The organism is Dyella monticola (genome assembly GCF_003363155.1).
GTDB lineage: Bacteria > Pseudomonadota > Gammaproteobacteria > Xanthomonadales > Rhodanobacteraceae > Dyella_B > Dyella_B monticola.
In genome coordinates, this window is the sequence record NZ_QRBE01000020.1 from 33,102 (window position 1) to 53,780 (window position 20,679).

The 20,679-nt window shown below is 61.0% G+C and carries 17 protein-coding genes; 14 read left to right on the forward strand and 3 right to left on the reverse strand.

Annotated elements, in window-relative coordinates; genetic code table 11:
- The first annotated feature begins 114 nt into the window (after positions 1-114).
- On the forward strand, positions 115-1,407 hold the full coding sequence (locus DWU98_RS20560) for a DUF5690 family protein (RefSeq protein WP_230474973.1): 1,293 nt from the start codon (positions 115-117) through the stop codon (positions 1,405-1,407).
- A gap of 67 nt (positions 1,408-1,474) precedes the next feature.
- Here DWU98_RS20560 and phnN read toward each other — a convergent pair whose 3' ends face one another.
- From phnN to phnF, 3 genes are read right to left on the reverse strand one after another with little or no spacing between them, the layout of a single operon-like run.
- The gene (phnN, locus tag DWU98_RS20565; protein ID WP_115497464.1) at positions 1,475-2,023 is read right to left on the reverse strand and encodes a phosphonate metabolism protein/1,5-bisphosphokinase (PRPP-forming) PhnN; all 549 of its coding nucleotides are present in this window, start codon (positions 2,021-2,023) and stop codon (positions 1,475-1,477) included.
- Positions 2,020-2,676, reverse strand: coding sequence for a DUF1045 domain-containing protein (locus DWU98_RS20570; RefSeq protein WP_115497465.1), 657 nt, complete (start codon positions 2,674-2,676; stop codon positions 2,020-2,022). The genes phnN and DWU98_RS20570 overlap by 4 nt, the downstream gene beginning before the upstream one ends.
- Positions 2,676-3,407, reverse strand: a complete 732-nt coding sequence (phnF, locus tag DWU98_RS20575) for a phosphonate metabolism transcriptional regulator PhnF (RefSeq protein ID WP_115497466.1) — start codon at positions 3,405-3,407, stop codon at positions 2,676-2,678. Before phnF ends, DWU98_RS20570 begins: the two co-directional genes overlap by 1 nt.
- 135 nt (positions 3,408-3,542) lie before the next feature.
- On the opposite strand from phnF, the gene phnG reads away from it, so the two are divergent.
- The 13 genes from phnG to DWU98_RS20640 form a co-directional block, all read left to right on the forward strand.
- Entirely contained in the window at positions 3,543-3,989 is a 447-nt protein-coding gene (gene phnG / locus DWU98_RS20580) for a phosphonate C-P lyase system protein PhnG (protein WP_115497467.1), read from the forward strand.
- The gene (phnH, locus tag DWU98_RS20585) at positions 3,986-4,699 is read left to right on the forward strand and encodes a phosphonate C-P lyase system protein PhnH (RefSeq protein WP_115497468.1); all 714 of its coding nucleotides are present in this window, start codon (positions 3,986-3,988) and stop codon (positions 4,697-4,699) included. Before phnG ends, phnH begins: the two co-directional genes overlap by 4 nt.
- Entirely contained in the window at positions 4,700-5,806 is a 1,107-nt protein-coding gene (locus tag DWU98_RS20590) for a carbon-phosphorus lyase complex subunit (protein ID WP_115497469.1), read from the forward strand.
- Entirely contained in the window at positions 5,803-6,636 is an 834-nt protein-coding gene (locus tag DWU98_RS20595) for an alpha-D-ribose 1-methylphosphonate 5-phosphate C-P-lyase PhnJ (protein WP_115497470.1), read from the forward strand. The genes DWU98_RS20590 and DWU98_RS20595 overlap by 4 nt, the downstream gene beginning before the upstream one ends.
- The gene (gene phnK / locus DWU98_RS20600) at positions 6,633-7,403 is read left to right on the forward strand and encodes a phosphonate C-P lyase system protein PhnK (RefSeq protein WP_115497471.1); all 771 of its coding nucleotides are present in this window, start codon (positions 6,633-6,635) and stop codon (positions 7,401-7,403) included. Before DWU98_RS20595 ends, phnK begins: the two co-directional genes overlap by 4 nt.
- Positions 7,400-8,101: a phosphonate C-P lyase system protein PhnL gene (gene phnL / locus DWU98_RS20605; RefSeq protein WP_115497472.1), complete on the forward strand. Its 702-nt coding sequence runs from the start codon at positions 7,400-7,402 to the stop codon at positions 8,099-8,101. The genes phnK and phnL overlap by 4 nt, the downstream gene beginning before the upstream one ends.
- A gap of 39 nt (positions 8,102-8,140) precedes the next feature.
- Positions 8,141-9,283 carry an alpha-D-ribose 1-methylphosphonate 5-triphosphate diphosphatase gene (locus DWU98_RS20610; RefSeq protein WP_115497479.1) on the forward strand — a complete coding sequence of 381 codons (1,143 nt, stop codon included), beginning with the start codon at positions 8,141-8,143 and terminating at the stop codon, positions 9,281-9,283.
- Positions 9,284-9,743: 460 nt separating this feature from the next.
- A complete protein-coding gene (locus tag DWU98_RS20615) occupies positions 9,744-12,368 on the forward strand; it encodes a TonB-dependent receptor (protein ID WP_115497473.1) in 2,625 nt (874 codons plus the stop codon).
- Positions 12,369-12,447: 79 nt separating this feature from the next.
- The gene (locus tag DWU98_RS20620) at positions 12,448-14,466 is read left to right on the forward strand and encodes a tetratricopeptide repeat-containing sulfotransferase family protein (protein WP_115497474.1); all 2,019 of its coding nucleotides are present in this window, start codon (positions 12,448-12,450) and stop codon (positions 14,464-14,466) included.
- A gap of 447 nt (positions 14,467-14,913) precedes the next feature.
- Positions 14,914-15,261, forward strand: a complete 348-nt coding sequence (locus tag DWU98_RS20625; RefSeq protein WP_115497475.1) for an XAC0095 family protein — start codon at positions 14,914-14,916, stop codon at positions 15,259-15,261.
- A 268-nt stretch (positions 15,262-15,529) separates the two neighbouring features.
- Positions 15,530-15,856 (forward strand): RHS repeat domain-containing protein, encoded by a 327-nt coding sequence (locus tag DWU98_RS20630; RefSeq protein ID WP_158545142.1) that lies wholly within the window; start codon positions 15,530-15,532, stop codon positions 15,854-15,856.
- A 298-nt stretch (positions 15,857-16,154) separates the two neighbouring features.
- Positions 16,155-18,422 carry an RHS repeat protein gene (locus DWU98_RS20635; RefSeq protein ID WP_158545143.1) on the forward strand — a complete coding sequence of 756 codons (2,268 nt, stop codon included), beginning with the start codon at positions 16,155-16,157 and terminating at the stop codon, positions 18,420-18,422.
- A 526-nt stretch (positions 18,423-18,948) separates the two neighbouring features.
- A partial coding sequence (locus tag DWU98_RS20640) for an RHS repeat domain-containing protein (RefSeq protein WP_196239555.1) occupies positions 18,949-20,679 on the forward strand: 1,731 nt, incomplete at its 3' end.

Consider the following 20,679-nt stretch of genomic DNA (forward strand, 5'->3'; position numbering starts at 1 on the left):
AAGAAATCGCGACGTAGACCAAACCGCCCGAGCGGCTAGCCGCCGCCACGCCACTGTAACCTGGGGCCGTCACCCTTCCCGCACTGCCGTATCGGCTGCTTCGGGATGGTTGTCGTGTCGTTTCTATCGGGTGTTCGCCGCCATCCCATGGCGATCAACGTGGTGGCCGGCAGCGCGGCATTTCTGGCTTATGCGTCGATGTATGCGTTTCGCAAGCCGTTTACCGCCGCCGCGTTCGAAGGCATGCACTATGCCGGCGTCGATTACAAAGTGTGGCTGGTGATCGCGCAGGTGATGGGCTACATGCTCAGCAAGGTGCGCGGCATTACCTGGATCGCGGAAATTCAGCGTCAGCGTCGCGCGCGCACGTTAACGGGGTTGATCGGTTTTTCGTGGATCGCGCTGCTTGGCTTCGCGCTGATTCCCGCGCCGTGGAATATTCCCTTTCTGTTTCTCAACGGCTTGCCGCTGGGCATGGTGTGGGGCGTAATCTTCGGTTATCTGGAAGGGCGTCGCGGCACCGAGCTCATGGGCGCATTGATGTGCGCCAGCTTTATCGTGGGCTCGGGCGTGGTGAAGACGGTGGGCATGTGGCTGATGCTGCGCTGGCACGTCAGCGAATTCTGGATGCCATTCACCGCCGGGTTTTTATTCATCGTGCCGCTGTACGCGGCGACATGGGTGCTCGAACATCTGCCCCCTCCGGATGCGGCCGATATCGCCGCGCGCAGCGCGCGCATTCCCATGGATGCCACGACGCGGCGCGCGTTTCTAGCGCGCTTTCTGCCCGGCATCGCGATGATCGTGATGGCGTATGTGGCGCTGACGGTGACGCGCGATTTCCGCGACAACTTCGCGGCGGAGATCTGGGCCGACCTGGGCCGCGGTGGTGATGCCTCGGTGTTCACCGAGACGGAGGCGCCCATTGCCGTCGCCGTGCTGATCATCACCGCGTTCACCATGGCCGTGCGCGATAACCTCAAGGCGCTGATGATCAATCACGTGCTGATTTTTGGCGGCTTCGCGGTGGCCGTTTTCTCCACGTGGCTGCACAACCACGGGATGATCGATCCGCTGAGCTGGATCGGTTTCAGCGGCTTCGGGCTTTATCTGGCCTATGTACCGTACAACGCCACATTCTTCGAACGCATGCTGGCGACCTTTCGTGTGACAGGCAACGTTGGGTTCATCATGTATATCGCCGACAGCAGCGGTTATATGGGTAGTGTGGTGGTGATCCTGGTGAAGGAATTCGGCGGCGTGCATCTTTCGTGGGCGTCGTTCTACGCCGATACAGTAATGACGCTGTCGGGTGTTGGCATGTTTATTACCTTGGTGTCGGCGTTTTATTTTTATGAGAAGGCGCGGCGGGCGAGGGAGCTTGTTGCGATGCCTGCAGCGGCTTGATTTGACGCCCGGCCTACGCCGGAATGACGGCTAGGCAAGAGAGGGCCTTACGAAGAAGGCAACCGCTCTAGTGATAACCAGGCCGGATGGCCTGTAATAAGCTTGAACCCGCCTCCGCAAGACAGCCATCGTTATGGATCACGATGCTGTCGTGCGGCATCGGATAGGCATTCAAGCGCGCAATCCGCGCAGCGATCTCCGCTTCCGATTCGCGGCCACGTATCGCAAGACGGTTTGCGATGGTTTGCGCACTCGCGGTAATCAACACCGGTCGCACATCGGGAAACCGTTCGCACGCCAGCGCAAATGCAGTACGCGATCCATTCACCAGTACATCGGCGCCACGCACCAGCCAGTGCGCCACTTCGTTGCCGATACCGTAGTGCAAGCCGTGCGCTGCCCACGTCAGTGCGAACAAGCCGCGCTGTTCGCGCGAGTGAAACTCCGCTTCGCTAAGTGCCACATGATTTTCGCCGCCGGCGTGCGCCGGTCGAGTGATGTAGCGATGCGCGCACAGCACGCCATGTGGCACACCGTGTTCGCGCACCCACGCCAGCACGCTGTCCTTGCCCACACCGGAGGGGCCCATCACGTAATACAGGCATCCTGCGTTCATGTCGCGTGTCCTGCGCCAAATGGAATCCAATCGATCGGCTGGAACGCTTCACCGGGTGCGTTTTCGCGGCAGAGGGTGAATGCGTCGATACGTGCGATCAAGGGGCTTTCCACCCTGGCATGAAACCAATCGCGCAGCGCTCGCTCTTCCTCTTCGCTGGCGGGCGCGGACACGGTCATGTGGAAGCGATACCGATCCAGCACGTACGGATAGCCGAATTCGCGAAACAAAGCGGTCTCCACGTCGTCCAGATGCGCTGCACGCCGCTGCCATGCCGCCTCGGTGTTCGCTGCGCGCAGCGCATTCAGGCGGCGCACGCAACGTTCTGACAATGCCCTGATGCTCGCTTCATCGACGGACGGTCGCAACGCCAGAAAATGTGCGAGCCGATCCAGCTGCAAGGGAAGTTCGATAACGCGCGCGTGCTGCGCGATATCGGCGACATCCCGGCGCAGATCGTCATAGCTTGCCGCTTCGGCCAACACAAACGGCGCGCAAAGCGTGGCATGCCACCCGTAGCGGCGCACGGGGACCGTCAACGCGCGCAAACGGTCCGCTGCTACACCGGGCAGGTGTCCGGCCGATAACCATGCGCGTCCCAAAACATCCAGCGCACTGCCTTGGGCAGGGCAGAAATACACGGCATAACGCATTAATGGTCCGCCATCAGCACAAGTTGCACCCAATCGCCAGAGAAACGCGTTATGCCATATTGCACCGGCACGCCGCGCGTGTCGGCATTGATCGATTGCACGTAAAGCACGGGGCGATTGGCCGGTTGTTTCATCAGGCGTGCGGTGACGGCATCGGGCAGACGCGCGGACACGCGGGTGTGTTTGCGTTCGTAGTCGGCCACACCGAACTCGGCCAGCGAGCGGGTCACCGATCGCAGCCTGCGATACACGGCGGGAAATTCGGGAAAGCGCGCAGCTGGAAAATACGCGGTGCTGTAGTCGACGATATGGCCGTCGGCGCGATCCAGCGTTTCGATGCGATAGGCATATTCATGGCGATCAAGGCCCAATGCCTGGGCAATTTTCGGCGGCGGAATTTCGCGCGCCTCTTCCACAAATTCCATATCGGCTTCGACATTGAGATTGCGCATGTTCTGCGTGAAGCGCGTGCGCCGGCTGATGACGTAATCCATCGTTTGCTCTTGCACGAACGTGCCGCGCCCCTGTTCGGTGCGAACCAGGTTGCGCTCCTCCAGTGCGGCGATAGCGCGTCGCACCGTATGCCGGTTGACGTTGAACCGCTCGGCCAGCGCCTGCGCCGATGGCAGCTGCTCGCCCTGGCGCGGTTGTCCTTTGACAATCTCCGCCGCCAGGATGCCGCTGATCTGGCTCCACAGCGCCACGCCACGCCCGCGTTCGATTTCGCTCATACCACGTCCTCAACCTGTCTATTCGTCGTCATGGCAGCGGCACGCTGGGCTGCTGCAATGGTCCACGGAGAGCGCTTTCGGGGCGCCCCAGCCTGTCTAGATAACTAGACATTTGTGACAAGCCTAGGAACACCGATGGACACCTCCCCCTACTTGGCACGCGCCGACTGGATGTCGCTGTTGGCGCAGGCCGATCCGGCCGAGCTCTCGCAGGCGATGGACGCCTTTGCGCCGCCCGCCGACACCGCCTGGCTGCGTCCGGCGCAGACGGGCCTGTACATGTTGCGCGGCCGGGTCGGGGGCACTGGGCCGCAGTTCAATTTCGGCGAGATCACCGTCACGCGCTGCAGCGTGCAGGCCGGCGGACATATCGGCCATGCGTGGGTGCGCGGCAGCAATACGCGCCATGCGGAATTGGCCGCGCTCGCCGATGCGATGCTGCAGGCCGCCCACACGCACGGCGAGCTGCACTTGCACGTGATCGAACCACTGCGCCGCGCGCTGGACCGTCGCCGCGATGAAGCGAGTCGCAAGGCGGCCGCAAGCAAGGTGGAATTTTTTACCGTGGTGCGGGGCGAATGATGCTGGCCGCCTTTGCCGATCCGGTTTTCGACAGCCAGCGCACCTTCCGCGCCTTGCTGCAAGCCATGGCGCGCCCGGCTGCGCCGCGTGCGTTGCCGGTTCTGCCACCCTCGCCGGCGCCGATTGCGCCGGCCGCGATGGCGATTGTGTTGACGCTGTGCGATGCAACGACCTCTGTGTGGTTGCAGCAGCCGGAGGACGAAGCGGTTCACCATGTGCGTTTTCATGCTGGCTTGAAGTTGGTGGAACAGCCACAGCAGGCGGATTTCGCGCTGATTACCGATCCCATGTCGATGCCGCCGTTGGAGGCCTTCGCGTTGGGCGCTCCGCGTTATCCGGATCGGTCTGCGAGCGTGATCGTTCAAGCCACTGCGATTCACTCCTTACCCTGTGTGCAGGCGGAGGCTGGGAGGGGGGTGCATGTGCTTGCCTCAGCGCAAGATGGTGCAACCCCACCCCAGCCCCCCCCTGCAAGCAGGGGAGGGAGCACGTTCGCGGGGGCGGACATCTGTGCGAGCAGGGGAGGGGGCACGTTTGTTGGCCCTGGCATCCGCGATACCCAAACCGTTGCCATCGACGGATTGCCTGCCGATTTCTGGCACCAACGTGCCGCACTCGCCGCGCAATTGCCGCTCGGTATCGATCTGTTTTTCGTTGCCGGGCAGCACGTGCTTGCCTTGCCGCGCACGACGCGCCTGCTGGAGGGCTGAATGTACGTAGCCGTAAAAGGCGGTGAACAGGCGATCGCGCGGTCGCTGGAATTGCTGGCCCAGGCGCAGCGCGGCGACACCGCCGTGCCGGAACTGGAGCTTGCGCAGATCCGCGAACAGCTGCGCCTGGGTGTCGCACGCGTGATGCAGGAAGGGTCGCTGTACGACGAAAACCTTTCCGCGCTGGCCATCCGCCAGGCCGCCGGCGACATGCTGGAGGCGATTTTCCTGCTGCGCGCCTATCGCACGACGTTGCCGCGTTTTGGCTACACGTTGCCATTGAATACGGCGGCTATGCGCGTGCGCCGGCGCGTCTCGGGTACCTTCAAGGATATTCCGGGCGGCCAGGTATTGGGCCCCACGTACGACTACACGCAGCGTCTGCTGGATTTCGAGCATGCGCCGGTCGCCAGCGTCACGCCCGCCGATGCACCACTGCCGCCAGACATGCCGCGTGTACTCGATCTGTTGGATGCCGAAGCGTTGATCGAACGCATCGAGCCGGGCAGCGATCCGGAGCCGGTCGACCTCACCCGCGAACCGCTGACCTTTCCCGCCGACCGCGCCACGCGTTTGCAGAACCTGTCGCGCGGCGACGAAGGTTTTCTGCTGAGCATGGCGTACTCCACGCAGCGCGGTTATGCCGAGAGCCATCCGTTTGCCGGCGAAATCCGCATGGGCGAAGTGGATGTGCGGGTCTGTCCGGAAGAACTGGGCTTCGCGATCGAGATCGGTTCGATCGTGCTGACCGAATGCCAGATGATCAATCAGTTTCACGGCGGCAACGGCGTGCCGCCGCAATTCACGCGCGGTTATGGGCTGAGCATGGGCGAAGGCGAGCGCAAGGCGATGTCGATGGCCCTGGTCGATCGCGCCTTGCGTTGCGATGAACTGGCCGAGCCGGACGATGCGCCCGCGCAGGACCAGGAGTTTGTGCTGTCGCATTCGGACAACGTGGAAGCGTCGGGTTTCGTGCAGCATTTGAAGTTACCGCATTACGTGGATTTCCAGGCGGAATTGTCGCTGTTGCGAACACTCGCGGCGCAGCACGCTACCCCCTCCCCTGTGCAACAGGGGCGGGAGTCGTTCGAGGTGCCGACAGCATGACGTACAACTTCGCGTTCCTCGATGAAGACACCAAACGCATGCTGCGCCGTGCACTGCTGAAAGCCGTGGCGATTCCCGGTTACCAGGTGCCGTTCGGCAGCCGCGAAATGCCCTTGCCGTACGGCTGGGGTACCGGCGGTATCCAGGTTACGGCCGCGTTGCTGGGTCCTGACGACGTATTGAAGGTGATCGATCAGGGCGCGGACGACACCACCAACGCCGTGAATATCCGCCGCTTCTTCAGCCGCGTTGCGGCGGTCGCCACGACGGAACACACCGCCGAGGCCACGCTGATCCAGACACGTCACCGCATTCCTGAAACATCGCTACGCGAAGATCAGATTCTTGTGTTCCAGGTCCCCGAGCCCGAACCGCTGCGCACGCTGGAACCTCGCGAAGCCGAGACGCGCACCTTGCACGCCCTGGCCGATTACGGATTGATGCACGTGAAGTTGTATGAAGACATTGCCCAATACGGCCACATCGCCACCAGCTACGACTACCCGGTGCTGGTCGATGGACGTTTTCTGACCTCGCCTTCGCCGATTCCGAAATTCGACAACCCCAAGCTCGATCGCTCGCCTGCCTTGATGCTGTTTGGCGCAGGACGCGAGAAACGCCTTTACGCGATTCCGCCTTACACGCACGTGGAGAGCCTGGCTTTCGACGATCACCCGTTCGAGATTCAGCGCTGGGAGCATCAGTGCGAACTGTGCGGCTCCGGTGAAAGTTATCTGGACGAAGTGATCGTGGACGATCGCGGCACGCGCATGTTCGTGTGCTCGGACACGGATTTCTGCAGCGGTCGCCGTGCGGAGGCGCAGGCATGAGTGCCCTCTTGCAGGTGCGCGGGGTGAGCCGCCATTACGGGCCGCGCATCGGTTGCGAGGACGTGAGCTTCGAGCTGCATCCCGGCGAATTGCTATGCATCGTGGGCGAATCGGGTTCCGGCAAATCCACTTTGCTCAATACGGTGGCCGCGCAGCTATCGCCAACTGCTGGCTCGGTGCGCTATCGCCAGCGCAATGGCGGCTGGCTGGATCTTGCAGCGTTGAGCGAGGCAGACCGTCGGCGGCTGGCGCGCGAGGAGTGGGGCTTCGTCACGCAGAATCCGCGCGACGGCTTGCGTCTCAACGTGAGTGCCGGCGCGAATGTCGCCGAGCGCCTGATGGCGTTGGGCATGCGCAACTACAGCCAGCTGCGCGCCATCGCGCGCGGTTGGTTGGAGCGCGTAGAGATCGATCCCTCCCGCATCGACGATGCGCCGACCAGTTTTTCCGGCGGCATGCAGCAGCGTCTGCAAATTGCACGCACGCTGGTGACCCAGCCGCGACTGGTGTTCATGGACGAGCCGACGGCCGGCTTGGATGTCTCCGTGCAGGCGCGCATTCTGGATCTGCTGCGCAGGCTGGTGAACGAATTGGGCCTTGCCGCCGTGATGGTGACGCATGATCTGGCCGTGGCGCGCCTGCTTGCCGCGCGCACACTCGTGATGCAGGGCGGGCGTGTGGTCGAAACCGGACTCACCGACCAAATACTCGACGACCCGCAACACCCGTACACGCAATTGCTCGTTTCTTCGGTACTGACGACATGACCGCCGCCTTGATGCTCGAACTGCGCGACCTTAGCAAGTCGTTTGAATTGCACCACCAGCATGGTGCGCGCCTCAACGTGTTGCGTGGCATCGATCTGCGCTTGCATGCGGGCGAATGCGTGGTGTTGTCCGGCCCATCCGGCGCCGGCAAAAGCACGCTGCTACGCGTGATCTATGCCAATTACCGCCCGAGCTTCGGCGCCGTGCATGTGCGCCACGACGAGCGCTGGATCGATCTTGCCAAAGCGACGCCGCACGAAGTGCTGGAGGTGCGCCGCCGCACGCTGGCTTATGTCAGCCAGTTTCTGCGCGTGATTCCGCGCGTGCCGGCGCTGGATATCGTGGCCGAACCGCTGCTGCAGATGGGCGTGGACGAGCCCGAGGCACGCCGTCGCGCCGGCGACTTGCTGCGCCGGCTGAATGTACCGGAGCGCTTGTGGGCGCTGCCGCCCAGCACCTTCTCCGGCGGCGAGCAGCAGCGCGTCAATATCGCGCGCGGCCTGATCGCGCGACGCCCGATCCTGCTGCTGGATGAACCCACGGCATCGCTGGATGTCGAAAACCGCAACGTCGTGGCGCAGCTGCTGGCCGAAGCGCGCGCCGACGGCTCGGCGGTGCTCGGTATCTTCCACGATGAAGACATGCGCGATCGCGTCGCCACGCGGCTGTTTCCGATGCAAGCGCTCGAAGCGGCCTGATTCTGTTTCACCTCTTCCACCTTTGCCGTCGAGATGACCATGAACGATTTAGTTTTGACCAACGCCCGCATCGTGCTCGACGATGGCGTCATCCACGGCACCCTTATCGTGGGCGATGGCGTGATCCGACAGGTGGATGAGGGATCGACCCGGGCGCCGAACGCCATCGATTGCGAGGGCGATTACATCATTCCCGGCCTTATCGAGCTGCACACCGATAATCTGGAAAAGCACCTGATGCCCCGCGCCGGCGTGCTGTGGCCCGCGATCCCGGCAGTGCTTACGCACGATGCGCAGGTCGTTGCCGCCGGCATTACCACCGTGTTCGACGCGCTGTCGGTGGGCGACGTGGAAGAAGAAAGCGTGCGCATCGATACCTTGCGCAGCACCTATGACGCGATTCTCGAAGGCCAAGCCACCGGCGCATTGCGTGCGGATCACTGGATTCACTTGCGTTGCGAACTGGCGTATCCGCGTTTGCTCGAAACCTTGGAACCCCTGATGCATCACCGCAGCGTGCGGCTCATCTCGCTGATGGATCACACGCCAGGCCAGCGCCAGTACCGCGACATCGAGCAATACCGCAAGTACTACAGTAAGAACCACATGACCTGGACGGAAGACGAATTCACCGAGGTCGTGAAGCGCCGTACCGAGCAACAGGCTCACTACAGCACCAGGCACGAAAACGCGGTGCTGGCGATGATCCACGGTCGCGACATGGTGCTGGCCAGTCATGACGATACCGACGCGCAGCAAGTGGATCACGCGCGGAGCATCGGCGTGACGATTTCGGAATTTCCCACGACGCAGGAAGCGGCCGATGCCGCGCACGCGCGTGGACTCAGCACCGTGATGGGCGCACCCAACGTCGTGCGCGGCGGCTCGCACTCGGGCAACGTCGCCGCACTGGAGCTGGCGCGCACGGATCGCCTGGACATGCTGTCGTCCGACTACGTGCCGGCGAGCTTGCTGCATGGCGCCTTCATGCTGCACCAGCACGCCGGTTGGTCGATGCCCAAGGCGATGGCGACGGTGAGCCGCAATCCTGCGAAGGCGCTGGGCTTCGATGATCGTGGTGCGCTCAAGGCGGGTATGCGCGCGGATGTGGTACGCATGCGCGATGTGGGTGGTTTGCCGATTGTGCGCAATGTGTGGGTGAAGGGGCAGTGGGCGTTTTAACCACGTTTCCTCCCTTGCGTGCAGCAGGGGAGGGCTGAGGTGGGGTCAAGCCGTCACCCGAAGCAGGAGCATCACCCCTCCCGACCCTCCCCCGCTTTGCAGGGGAAGGGCAGGGCACAGCGCATTTTTCGTCGCCTGTGACAAGCGTTGAAGCAATCCAACCTCAAAAGTTTTAATCGTTTTATTTGCATGCGTATACGTTGCGCAATCACGCGATGCAAATCGCTGCGCACCGCAATTTCGTGCGCGCATGTCATCGTTCATACGTCCAAAATACATCGCACTGCCACATACATAATCGGCGACGAACAAAGCAATCGATAACACGTATAGACAGCTATCCAACTTAGCTAGGCCACGTCATAAGCGTTTCATCGCGGTTGTCTAGCCTTTCAAGGGTCGCAGTACCAGGCATTCATGCCGGCGCCGTCCGGCGACTACAACCTTTGGGGATAGCATCTTGAAGATCAATCCAATCACCTGCGCGGTGTTGGCCGCGCTCGCGGTGAATTACGCCTACGCGGACACCACCACCACCCCGCCTGCGCCGGCTACGCAACCTGCAGCGGCAACGCAACCGGCGAACGCATCCAACGCGGCAACGCTCGGTATCGTCACGGTGACGGCGCAGCACACCGCCGAAGACATGCAAGACGTACCGATCACCCTGCAGGCATTCACCGGCAACACGCTGCAGCAGTTGAACATTGTGTCGTTCGACGACCTGATCAAATACCTGCCCAACGTGACCTTCGCCGCGAACGGCCCGGGCCAGGGCAACATCTACATGCGCGGGCTGAGCACTGGCTTCCTGGGCAACCAGTCCAGCGCGACCATCGCGCCGTTCCCGAACGTGGCCGTCTATCTGGACGATCAGTCCATGCAGTTCCCGGCGCGCAACCTCGATGTCTACATGGTCGACATGGAGCGCGTGGAAGTGCTTGAAGGCCCGCAGGGCACGCTGTTCGGCGGTGGCGCCGAAGCGGGTGCGATCCGCTACATCACCAACAAGCCGAATCTGGAGAAGGTCAGCGGCAGCGCCGAAGCCAGCACCAGCGTCACCGACGGTGGCGCGCCGAACAATTCGGCCAACGCGATGATCAACCTGCCGATCATCCCGGGTACGTTCGCCGTGCGCGGCGTGATCTACAACGAGCACGATGGCGGTTATATCGACAACGTGCCGAGCACCTATACCCGTCAGCCGACCGACGGCGGCGGTGCGATGGCGCCGTACGTGGCCGCTGGCGCGACGCCGGTCGCCAACAACTACAGCGTGGCGCAGAACAACTGGAATCCGGTCGATACGCAGGGTGCGCGCCTGTCCGGGTTGTGGAAGATCAACGACGACTGGAATTTCCTGATCGCCGAGAGCTACCAGGATCTGGACGCCAAGGGCCAATCCTCGACCTACCCCATTGGCATCGACGGCCAGACGCTCGGCACCAATCAGATCACCTCCTTCGTGCCGGCGTGGAACAACGATCACTCCGCCAACAGCGCCTGGACCTTGAACGGCCAGATCGGCGACCTGTCGCTGGTCTACACCGGTGGCTACACCACGCGCCACGTCAGCGAGCAGCAGGATTACACCGGCTACTCGCGCAGCGCCGGTGGCATGTATTACCAGTGCACCGGCACCTCGGCAGGCCTGTCCAGCGCGGGCAAGCCGATCTGCTATTCGCCGGTGGGTTACTGGAACGACACCGTGGCCAGCACGCACCAGAGCCACGAGCTGCGCCTGAGTACGCCGGAAGACTATCGCTTCCGCGTCATCGGCGGTCTGTATTACGAAGACTTCAACATCGACGACCACATGCGCTTCGACTACAAGACCATTCCGTCGTGTACGCCGGAAAATCTTGCCAGCGCACTCGCCGGGGGTTATCCCTGCGTGGCCAATGCGCAGTCCTCGCCGGGCGTCAATCTTGCCGACAACACCGCCTTCGGCGAGAACGCCGAGCGCGGCTACAAGCAGGAAGCGGCGTTTGCGTCGATGTCCTATGACATCATCCCGGATGTGCTGACCGCCACCGCCGGTACGCGTTATTACCATTACTCCGAATGGGAAACGGGTACCGAGTTCTACACCGAAGGCAACATGGTGAATGTCCCCAACGGTACCTACGTGGGCGACGACACGGTGATGAACTACCACCAGTCGTACCACGGCTTTAAGAGCCGTGCGAACCTGATGTGGCACATCACGCCGGACATGATGGTGTATTACACCTTCTCGCAGGGCTTCCGTCCGGGCGGCTTCAACCGCACGACCTCCGGCGTGGCCAAGCTCGATGGCGAGGCGCAGTACCAGAAGCCGATCAACTACGCACCCGATACCCTCACCAACAACGAAATCGGCTTCAAGACCACCTTCTTCGATGATCGCCTGCTGCTCAACGGTTCGTTCTACGACATGCGTTGGGACAACGTGCAGATGCAGTTCTTCAACCCGCTGGTGCTGGGCAACACGACCTTCGCGGTCAACGGCCCCAACTACAAAGTGGATGGTGGCGAACTGCAGTTCCAGGCGAAGCTTACCGATGGTCTGTCGCTGATTGGTGCAGGTTCGCTCAACCACGCCAAGCAGACCAACTCGCCGTGCCTGATCAACAATATTCCAGGTTCGGCCGGCTACAACACCTGCATTATCGAAACCGGCGCCGTGGGCGATGTCTCGTCCTTCGCCAATCCGTTCGGCACCGTGGGCAGTGTGCCGGCCTTCTCGCCGCGTTCGCAGTACAACATGCGCTTGCGTTACGACTGGACCTTCAACGGCGGCTTCAAGGCGTTCGCCCAGGCCGGCTTCAACCGCACCGGTTCGATGTACAACCAGCCGGCCACCTATCCGAGTGGCGCTGGCGTTACCGACATCACCACGGTGGAGCTGCGTTACCTGCAGGCCGGCTACACCACCGTCGACGCATCGGTGGGCGTCACCAAGGACAACTGGGACGTTTCGCTGTACGGCACCAACCTCACCAACAACCACGCCAGCGTGTTCACCTCCTCGGCCCAGTTCATCGAATCCGAAGTGCCGATCCGTCCGCGCGTGCTTGGCCTGAAGGTCGGCTTCAAGTTCTAACCTGCCCACTCCGCGGGCGGGCTCGTAGACTTAGGGTGGGCCGTGTGCCCACCCTCTTTTTTAAGGTCGTTGATCACTCATGAATACCGTGGCAGCCGATTCCGCCAACCACGCCTCGGAGCAGGACATCCGGCGCATACGCCAACTGCAAGCGGAGGGCCAGTATGCGGATGCCCTGCACGCGGCCGAAGCGTTGTTGGTCAGTGCGCCCGATCATTACGAAGTGCTGTATGTGATCGCCCGCAGCCAGCGCTATCTCGGGCAGATCGACGCCGCACTGAAAACGCTGACACAATTGGAACAGCAACGCCCCCAGTACAGCCGTCTGCACGAGGAACGCGGGCATTGCTATGTAGTGATGCGCGATGCGCCACGCGCCATCGATGCGTTGCTGCGCGCCGTCAACCTCAACCCGGCGTTGCCTTCCAGCTGGAACCTGCTGCAAGGCCTCTACCGCATGATCGGCGATGCCACCACCGCCGCCACCGCCGCATCGCACGTGGCCACGCTGGGCCGCCTCGCGCCGGAGGTAGTGCGAGCGACTAGTCATTTTTCCGATGGCGAATTCGATTCCGCCGAACAGATCATCCGCCCCTATCTGCTGAAAGTCGGTAACGATGTGGAAGGCATGCGCCTGCTCGCGCGTATCGGCCTGGCGCGCGAAGTGCTCGACGATGCCGAAATCCTGCTCGACGCCGTGCTGAAAATTGCGCCGGACTACCGCGCCGCGCGTTACGACTATGCCTGCGTGTTGTTCGAACGACACCTGTACCAGCGCGCCTGCGAGCAGATCGAACAACTGCTGGCCGCCGATCCGCATCATCCTGATTACCGCACCTTGTATGCCAGCGCCAGCGTCGGCCTGGGCGAGCACGATCGCGCCATTGCGCTGTACCGCGCGCTGCTGAAGGAACTGCCCGGCGCGGCGGATGTGCATTTGTCGATGGCCCATTCGCTTAAGACACAGGGCAAGCAGGCCGAGGCCATTGACGCCTACCGTGCCGCCACTGCAGCACGCCCCGACTTCGGCGACGCCTACTGGAGCCTGGCCAACCTCAAGACCTACCGTTTCGCCGACGATGAAGTGGCCCGCATGCAGGCCGAAGAAGCATCGCCGGCCATATCGCTGGGCGATCGCTATCATCTGTGTTTCGCGCTCGGCAAGGCGTTTGAAGATCGCGGCGATTACGCCCAGTCATGGCATTACTACGAACAAGGCAACGCGCTGAAGCGTTCGGAGAGCCGCTACCGCCCGGAGATCATCGAAACCAATACGCGCAGGCAAATCGACATTTGCACGCGCGCGTTTATGGCAGAGCGCGCCGACGTGGGCGACGCGAGCGCAGACCCCATTTTCATCGTCGGCCTGCCGCGCGCCGGTTCCACACTGCTGGAACAAATTCTCGCCTCCCACTCGCAGGTCGAAGGTACGCAGGAACTGGCCGACATCCCGCGCATCGTGCTCGACCTGCAAGGACGCGACCCCAATCTCGACGATCCCCGTTATCCGGGCGTACTGGCCGACATGCAGCCGGACGACTTCCGCACGCTCGGTGAAAAATACCTGCACGACACGCGCATCTATCGCAGCGGCAAACCCTATTTCATCGACAAAATGCCGAACAATTTCCGGCACCTTGGATTGATTCACCTGATGCTGCCGAACGCGAAGATCATCGACGCACGCCGCGAACCCATGGCCTGCTGTTTCAGCAACCTCAAACAACTCTTCGCCACCGGTCAGGAGTTCACCTACAGCATCGACGACATCGCGCGTTACTACCGCACCTATCTTGATCTCATGCAGCACTGGAACCGCGTGCTACCCGGTCGCGTGCTGCGCGTGCATCACGAAGACGTCGTGGACGATCTGGAAGGTAACGTGCGGCGCATTCTCGATTTCTGCGGCCTGCCATTTGAGCCCGGTTGCCTGCAATTTCACAAAACCGAGCGCAGCGTGCGCACCGCCAGTTCCGAACAAGTGCGCCGCCCCATCTTCCGAGATGGCATCGACCAGTGGACGCACTACGCCGCGCACCTCGGCCCGCTCAAGCAAACACTCGCCGATGCGTTGGAGCGCTATCGCGATCCGCGATAGCGCGGCGCGTGCGAGACCTTAAGCACGCATCAGCGTTACCGTCACAACTAAATCCGCCTGCACTCACAGATTTGCACGCCGCAGATGTGCGATGGTGGCGTGGTCGGGTGTGCCCATCCGTCTTCGATGAACACGGCACACCCGACATGAGTGAAGCGCGGATCGCCGGAGTAACAGCTCAGACGATCCGCTGGCCACAACCAACTAAAGCGAGAGAGAGTTGATCATGGTTACTCCCGATCATACGGCACGCACGCACCCGCGTGTTCCCACCATGCCGAGATTTACACCGCTTCACCGCCCCGCCTACGGCGCGGCGTCGGGCCACTCAGGGCTTTCGTAGAAACGGAATCGGATCCTTCCGCTTTTACATGCAGGATTTTTCCTGCAACAGCCCTTCACGCCACGTGCAATACGTGGCGTGACTTAACGCCATGGAGTACGCCCATGAATAACGTGCATGACCTGATCAACCCGCCGGGCTATCTGCTGTCCCAGAACGGCTATGAAGCTCTGCAAACGATCCGCGATAAGCTTCAGCTTATGGGTCAACTTGCGGGTACTGCATCCACGCCGGGTGACAGCAACGCCGTTCTACTATTGCCGCGCGTGTTGATCGGTGAGTTTTTTATCGATTTGAGCGCGCAACTCAGCCGCGTTCTGGAAGCGGTGGATATTACGCGGAACATGTGGGCCAACCACCGAAGCACTGACGGGCGTCCGCAACGCGTGAGTCAACAGATATTCGTCAAGGGGTGTACATCTGATTTGAGCATGCGGGCAAGTGAGGAGTAGAGACGTTGGATTCCATTCACCAAGCGGGCCGCAGCCATCACAAAGTCATCACGAAACCTTGTGCAACCTTACGGCAGCGTGAAGGCGATGTGCACGCTGCTCTATGACAGGGCGCATTGACGCAGATTTTTTGATAGGGGAAACGAAAGTGGACTTCGTTGAGTCGATATCGCCGCGTTCATTCGCTGGAGCCTCCCTTGTTCGCCCGAGCCACGCTGCCCCTCAAGGGCTGCGCTTCCATGTGCGCGCACAAATTGCTCGCAGGTGGGTGAGGGCACGGACGGCGACCGGTTACACGCCCTGCGGCGCCTCGCAAACCGTTATCGATCCGGATGGCGTGACAAGTACCTACAGCTACGAAACCGGCGGCACGCTGCACAAGCAGCCCACGCGCACCTCGAACATGCTCGGGAAGCCGACCACGGTGGTCGATGGTCTGGACACCACGGTCTTCAATGCCAACGCGAGCACCAGCTACGACGCCAACGGCAATCTGATCCAGAGCAGCGACGGCTTAGGCATTCAATGCCAGCTGGGCTACGACGCGCTCAATCGTCTGGTGCAGACGATCGACAACTACAACGGCACGAACTGATAGGGAAGTTGAATATGCAGCTGGTAACAGGGGATAGGGAATGAGCTTTGTTCGACGTGTTCTGTTGATGCTATGCACCAGCGTGCTGGGTTTGGGTGTCATTTTAACAGCTGATGCGCAAGCTACATCGGCACCTTATCCTCCCGGTCCCTATTCAAGTCGCGCTGCGGGCTGGCACGCCTGCGAGGGAAATTTACCATGGGGCGTCCAGCAATACACCGAATACTCCTTTCTTCCTCCTGACCAGGCGGTTGAGCAGTGGTGTGCCGAGAGTCCCGTAGCTGACAACAATCTGCTGATGGCCGTAAACGGCTTCGCGGTCTTTTTTCTGCCCGCGCGCAATATTTATCAGACAAATAGCTATCTACAATTAAGTGTAGAGGGTGTTGAGTATTTCATCACCTACAACTGCTCGACTCCCGGTCGCCCCACGTCTGCGCCATGCGTCAACTACACGCCAATCAAGAATCTGGGCTGCGGCTGCACTAAAACAGCCAATCCGTCCAACGTCGGTGAGCCTATCAACGCGGCGACGGGAAACACCAACGCTGAACAAGACGACTTCGCTCAGGGTGAGCTGTCGCTAAGTCGTTATTACAATAGTGATCCCAATGTGCGTGGTGCGCATGATGGGCTGCAGTGGCTGACGACGTACGACCGAAGTCTCTCCTTTACATCGTCTGGGTTCAATGGTCCCACGGGCCTTCCAAGTTCACCAACGCAGGTGACGGTGCAGCGCCCGGATGGTCAGGAGTTGACTTTCAACAAGGTTAGCGGTGTCTGGCACGGCGATTCGGACGTCAGCAATGTACTCATGGAAACGGACAATAGCAGCGGCTACGTGTTGTCCTGGACGTTGTTTGTGGCCGCCACGCGGCAATACGAAACCTATTCGCCCATGGGCGCGCTGCTTTCAGTCAGCGACGGCACGCATGTCGTGCTTACGCTGACCTACACCAATGGAGCGCAGCTCTCCTCCAGCGGTTCAGCATTGCCTGTGGGTTTGCTTTGGCAAGTCATCGATGCTTATGGTCGTAGCCTGACTTACGGTTACGACGGGCAGCAGAACCTAACGACGGTAACGGAACCCGACGGTGGGGTGCTGACGTACGGCTATGACAGTTCAGGAAACTTAATTAGCGTCACATACCCGGATGGCAAGGAGCGTCAGTATCTCTATGACGAGCTCGCGTACAGTGCGGCGGGCAGTAACCAAAGCAAGCTCACCGGCATTGTGGACGAGAGCAACACGCGCTACACGACATTTGGTTATCAGGCGGACGGCCGCGCTATCTCTACTCAGGAAGGCAGCGGCGCGAATCTACACACTATTAGTTACGCCAGCAATGGCAGTGCTGCAACCGTCACTTATCCACTCGGTCAACAAGCCACGGCTACCTTTATTGCGCCGCAAGGCACGGCTATTGTCAGCACGATGAGCGCACGCTGCGGTACTGAATGTGACCAGCAATACCAATTGCAGACATTGGATGCCAACGGCTATCCGGCAACGGCCACCGACTTCAACGGCAATGTCACCAAGACTGCCTATGACGTCAATGGACTGCTCGACCAACAGATCGATGCATCGGGGTCGACCAGCCAACGCACGACGAACTTCACCTGGAACACGACACTGCGCGTCCCCCTGACGCGTGTGGTCCAGGACGCTTCCGGCAACACCGTCAGCAATACGCAATGGGTCTATAACACCACCGGCCAAACACTGGCACGTTGCGACATCGATCCGAGTAACAGCGCCTCCTCCGGTTACAGCTGCAGTGTGGGTGGCACAGTGCCAGCCGGCGTGCGCCGTTCGACCTACACCTACTGCACCACCATCGACACCGTGCAATGCCCGATTGTCGGCTTGTTGCTGACGGTGACTGGCCCGCGCACCGATGTCACGCAAACCACCACCTACAGCTATTACATGGCCAGCAGTGCCACGAACTGCGGCACACCCGGCGCCGCCTGCTACCAAGGCGGCGACCTGCACACCGTCACCGATCCGTCCGGCCACGTCACCACCATCGCCTCCTACGACGCCGATGGCCGCATCACGCGCCTCACCGACGCCAACGGCATCAACACCGATCTCACCTATACCCCGCGCGGCTGGCTTTCCACGCGCACCGTCGGCGGGGCGCAAACGGCCTTCGGCTACACCCCCTACGGCGCGGTGTCGTCCATCACCGATGCCGACGGCATCACCACCACTTACGGCTATGACACCGCCCATCGGCTGGTGAAGATCAGCGACGCCCTCGGTAATTACATCCAATACACGCTCGATGCGGCGGGCGATAAAACCGCCGAACAGGTCTACGACGCCTCGGGCACGCTGCACAAACAGCTCACCCGCACCTTCAACACCTTGGGCCAATTGACCACCGTCGTGGATGGATTGAATCGCACCGTGTTCAACGCCAGTGCCGCTGGCAGCTACGACGCCAACGGCAACCTGATCCAGAGCAGCGACGGCCTAAGCATCCAACGCCAACTGGGCTACGACGCGCTCAATCGTCTGGTGCAGACCATTGACAACTACAACGGCACGAACTGACGACAGTATGTCGTCGATCAAACGTCACGGATCGGATGGAAGGGAAAAGTGGAATGAAAAACGCTATCGATGGAGAAAGGGAATGAGCCGTATCCGCGCTTTGATGCTGAAGGTGTGCATCGTGTTGTGCGCCGTCTCCTGCGTGTCCGTGCGGGCTCAAACGGTTACACCACCTTACCCGTTCGCTGTCTACCCGAGTCGCGCAGCAGCGTTGCATGCCTGCGAGGCAAATATTCCATCCGCCATCGAATATTTCAATCGCAGCTTTCCGCCTCCGGACTATGTGGCCAGGGCATATTGTGATGAAGAAGGTAGCCCAAATAGCACGGCTGTGGATGTGAACCCCACGATAATCTTCGTGTCGGTCGCACGTAATCAGTATCAGGTAACAGACTACGTAACGGAGCAAGTGTTTGGTGTCGTATATATGGTCCCCTGTTCAGGGACCAATCCGCCGGCGTCCTGCGGCAAGTACAGCCCTCAAGATAGTCTCGGTTGTACTTGCACTAACACGGCCATCAAGTCCATGGGTGGTGATCCGATTAATCTGGCAACCGGGGACACCTATACAGAACAAGACGATTTCGCTCAGGGCGACCTTGCACTGAGTCGTTATTACAACAGCGACCCCAATGTGCGTGGTGGTCATGATGGGGTGCATTGGCTGACGACCTATGACAGGAATCTTTCGTTTACGGCATCAGGGTTTGACGCCTCCAGTGGTCGTCCGAGCTCGCCGACAGAGGTGTCGGTTCAACGTCCTAATGGACAGGAGTTGGCGTTCAACAAGGTTAATGGAGTTTGGCAAAGCGATTCGGATGTCAGCAACGTTTTGACGGAGGCGGACGACGGTAGCGGCTATGTGTTGTCCTGGACCCTATTTGTCACAGACACGCGGCAGTACGAGACGTATTCGCCCATGGGTTCATTGCTTTCGGTCAGCGATGGCACCCACACCCTCCTTACGCTGACTTACACCGATGGCGCCACGCAACAGTCGTCGACGGGCTCGGTGTTACCGGGCGGTTTGCTGTGGAAAGTCACCGACGCCTACGGTCGCAGCTTGACTTTCGGTTACAATAGCCAATTAAACCTGGCATCGGTGACCGAGCCGGACGGTGGAGTACTGAGCTATGGCTATGATTCGTCCGGTAACCTGATCAGCGTCACCTACCCGGATAGCAAGCAGCGCCAGTACCTCTATGATGAGTCGGCTTATAGCGCTGCCGGCAGCAACCAAAGCAAGCTCACGGGCACCGTCGATGAGAGCGGTACCCGCTATAACACCTTTGGCTACCAGGCCGATGGCCGGGCGACTTCCACCCAGGAAGGCAGCGGTGCCGGCCTGCTTACGATCAGCTACGCCAGTAGCGGAAGCGCATCCATCGTTACCTATCCACTTGGCCAGCAGGCCACGGCGACGTTCATTGCTCCCCAAGGCGTCGCGATCATCAACAGCATGAGTGCCCGCTGCGGTACTGAATGTGACCAGCAATACCAATCGCAGACATTGGATGCCAACGGTTATCCCGCTGTAGCCACCGACTTCAACGGCAATGTCACCAAGACTGCCTATGACGCCAGTGGACTGCTCGATCAACAAATCGATGCATCGGGATCGACCAGCCAACGCACGACCAACTTCACCTGGAACACGACACTGCGCGTCCCCCTGACGCGTGCGGTGCAGGACGCCAACAGCAACACCATCAGCAACACGGAGTGGGTCTACAACAGCACCGGCCAAACGTTAGCGCGTTGCGACCTCGATCCCAGCAATAGTGCCGCCTCGGGTTACAGCTGCAGCGCCTCGGGTACGGTGCCGGCCGGCGTACGTCGCTCGACCTACACCTACTGCACCACCGTCGACAGCGTGCAATGCCCGATTGTCGGCTTGCTCCTGACCGCCACCGGCCCCCGCACCGATGTGACGCAAACCACCACCTACAGCTATTACATGGCCAGCAGTGCCACGAACTGCGGCACCCCCGGTGCCGCCTGCTACCAAGCCGGCGACCTGCACACCGTCACCGATCCGTCCGGCCACGTCACCACCATCGCCTCCTATGACGCCGATGGCCGCATCACGCGCCTCACCGACGCCAACGGCATCAACACCGATCTCACCTATACCCCGCGCGGATGGCTATCCACGCGCACCGTCGGCGGGGCGCAAACCTCCTTCGGCTACACCCCCTACGGGGCGGTGTCGTCGATCACCGATGCCGACGGTGTCACCACCAGCTACGGCTATGAC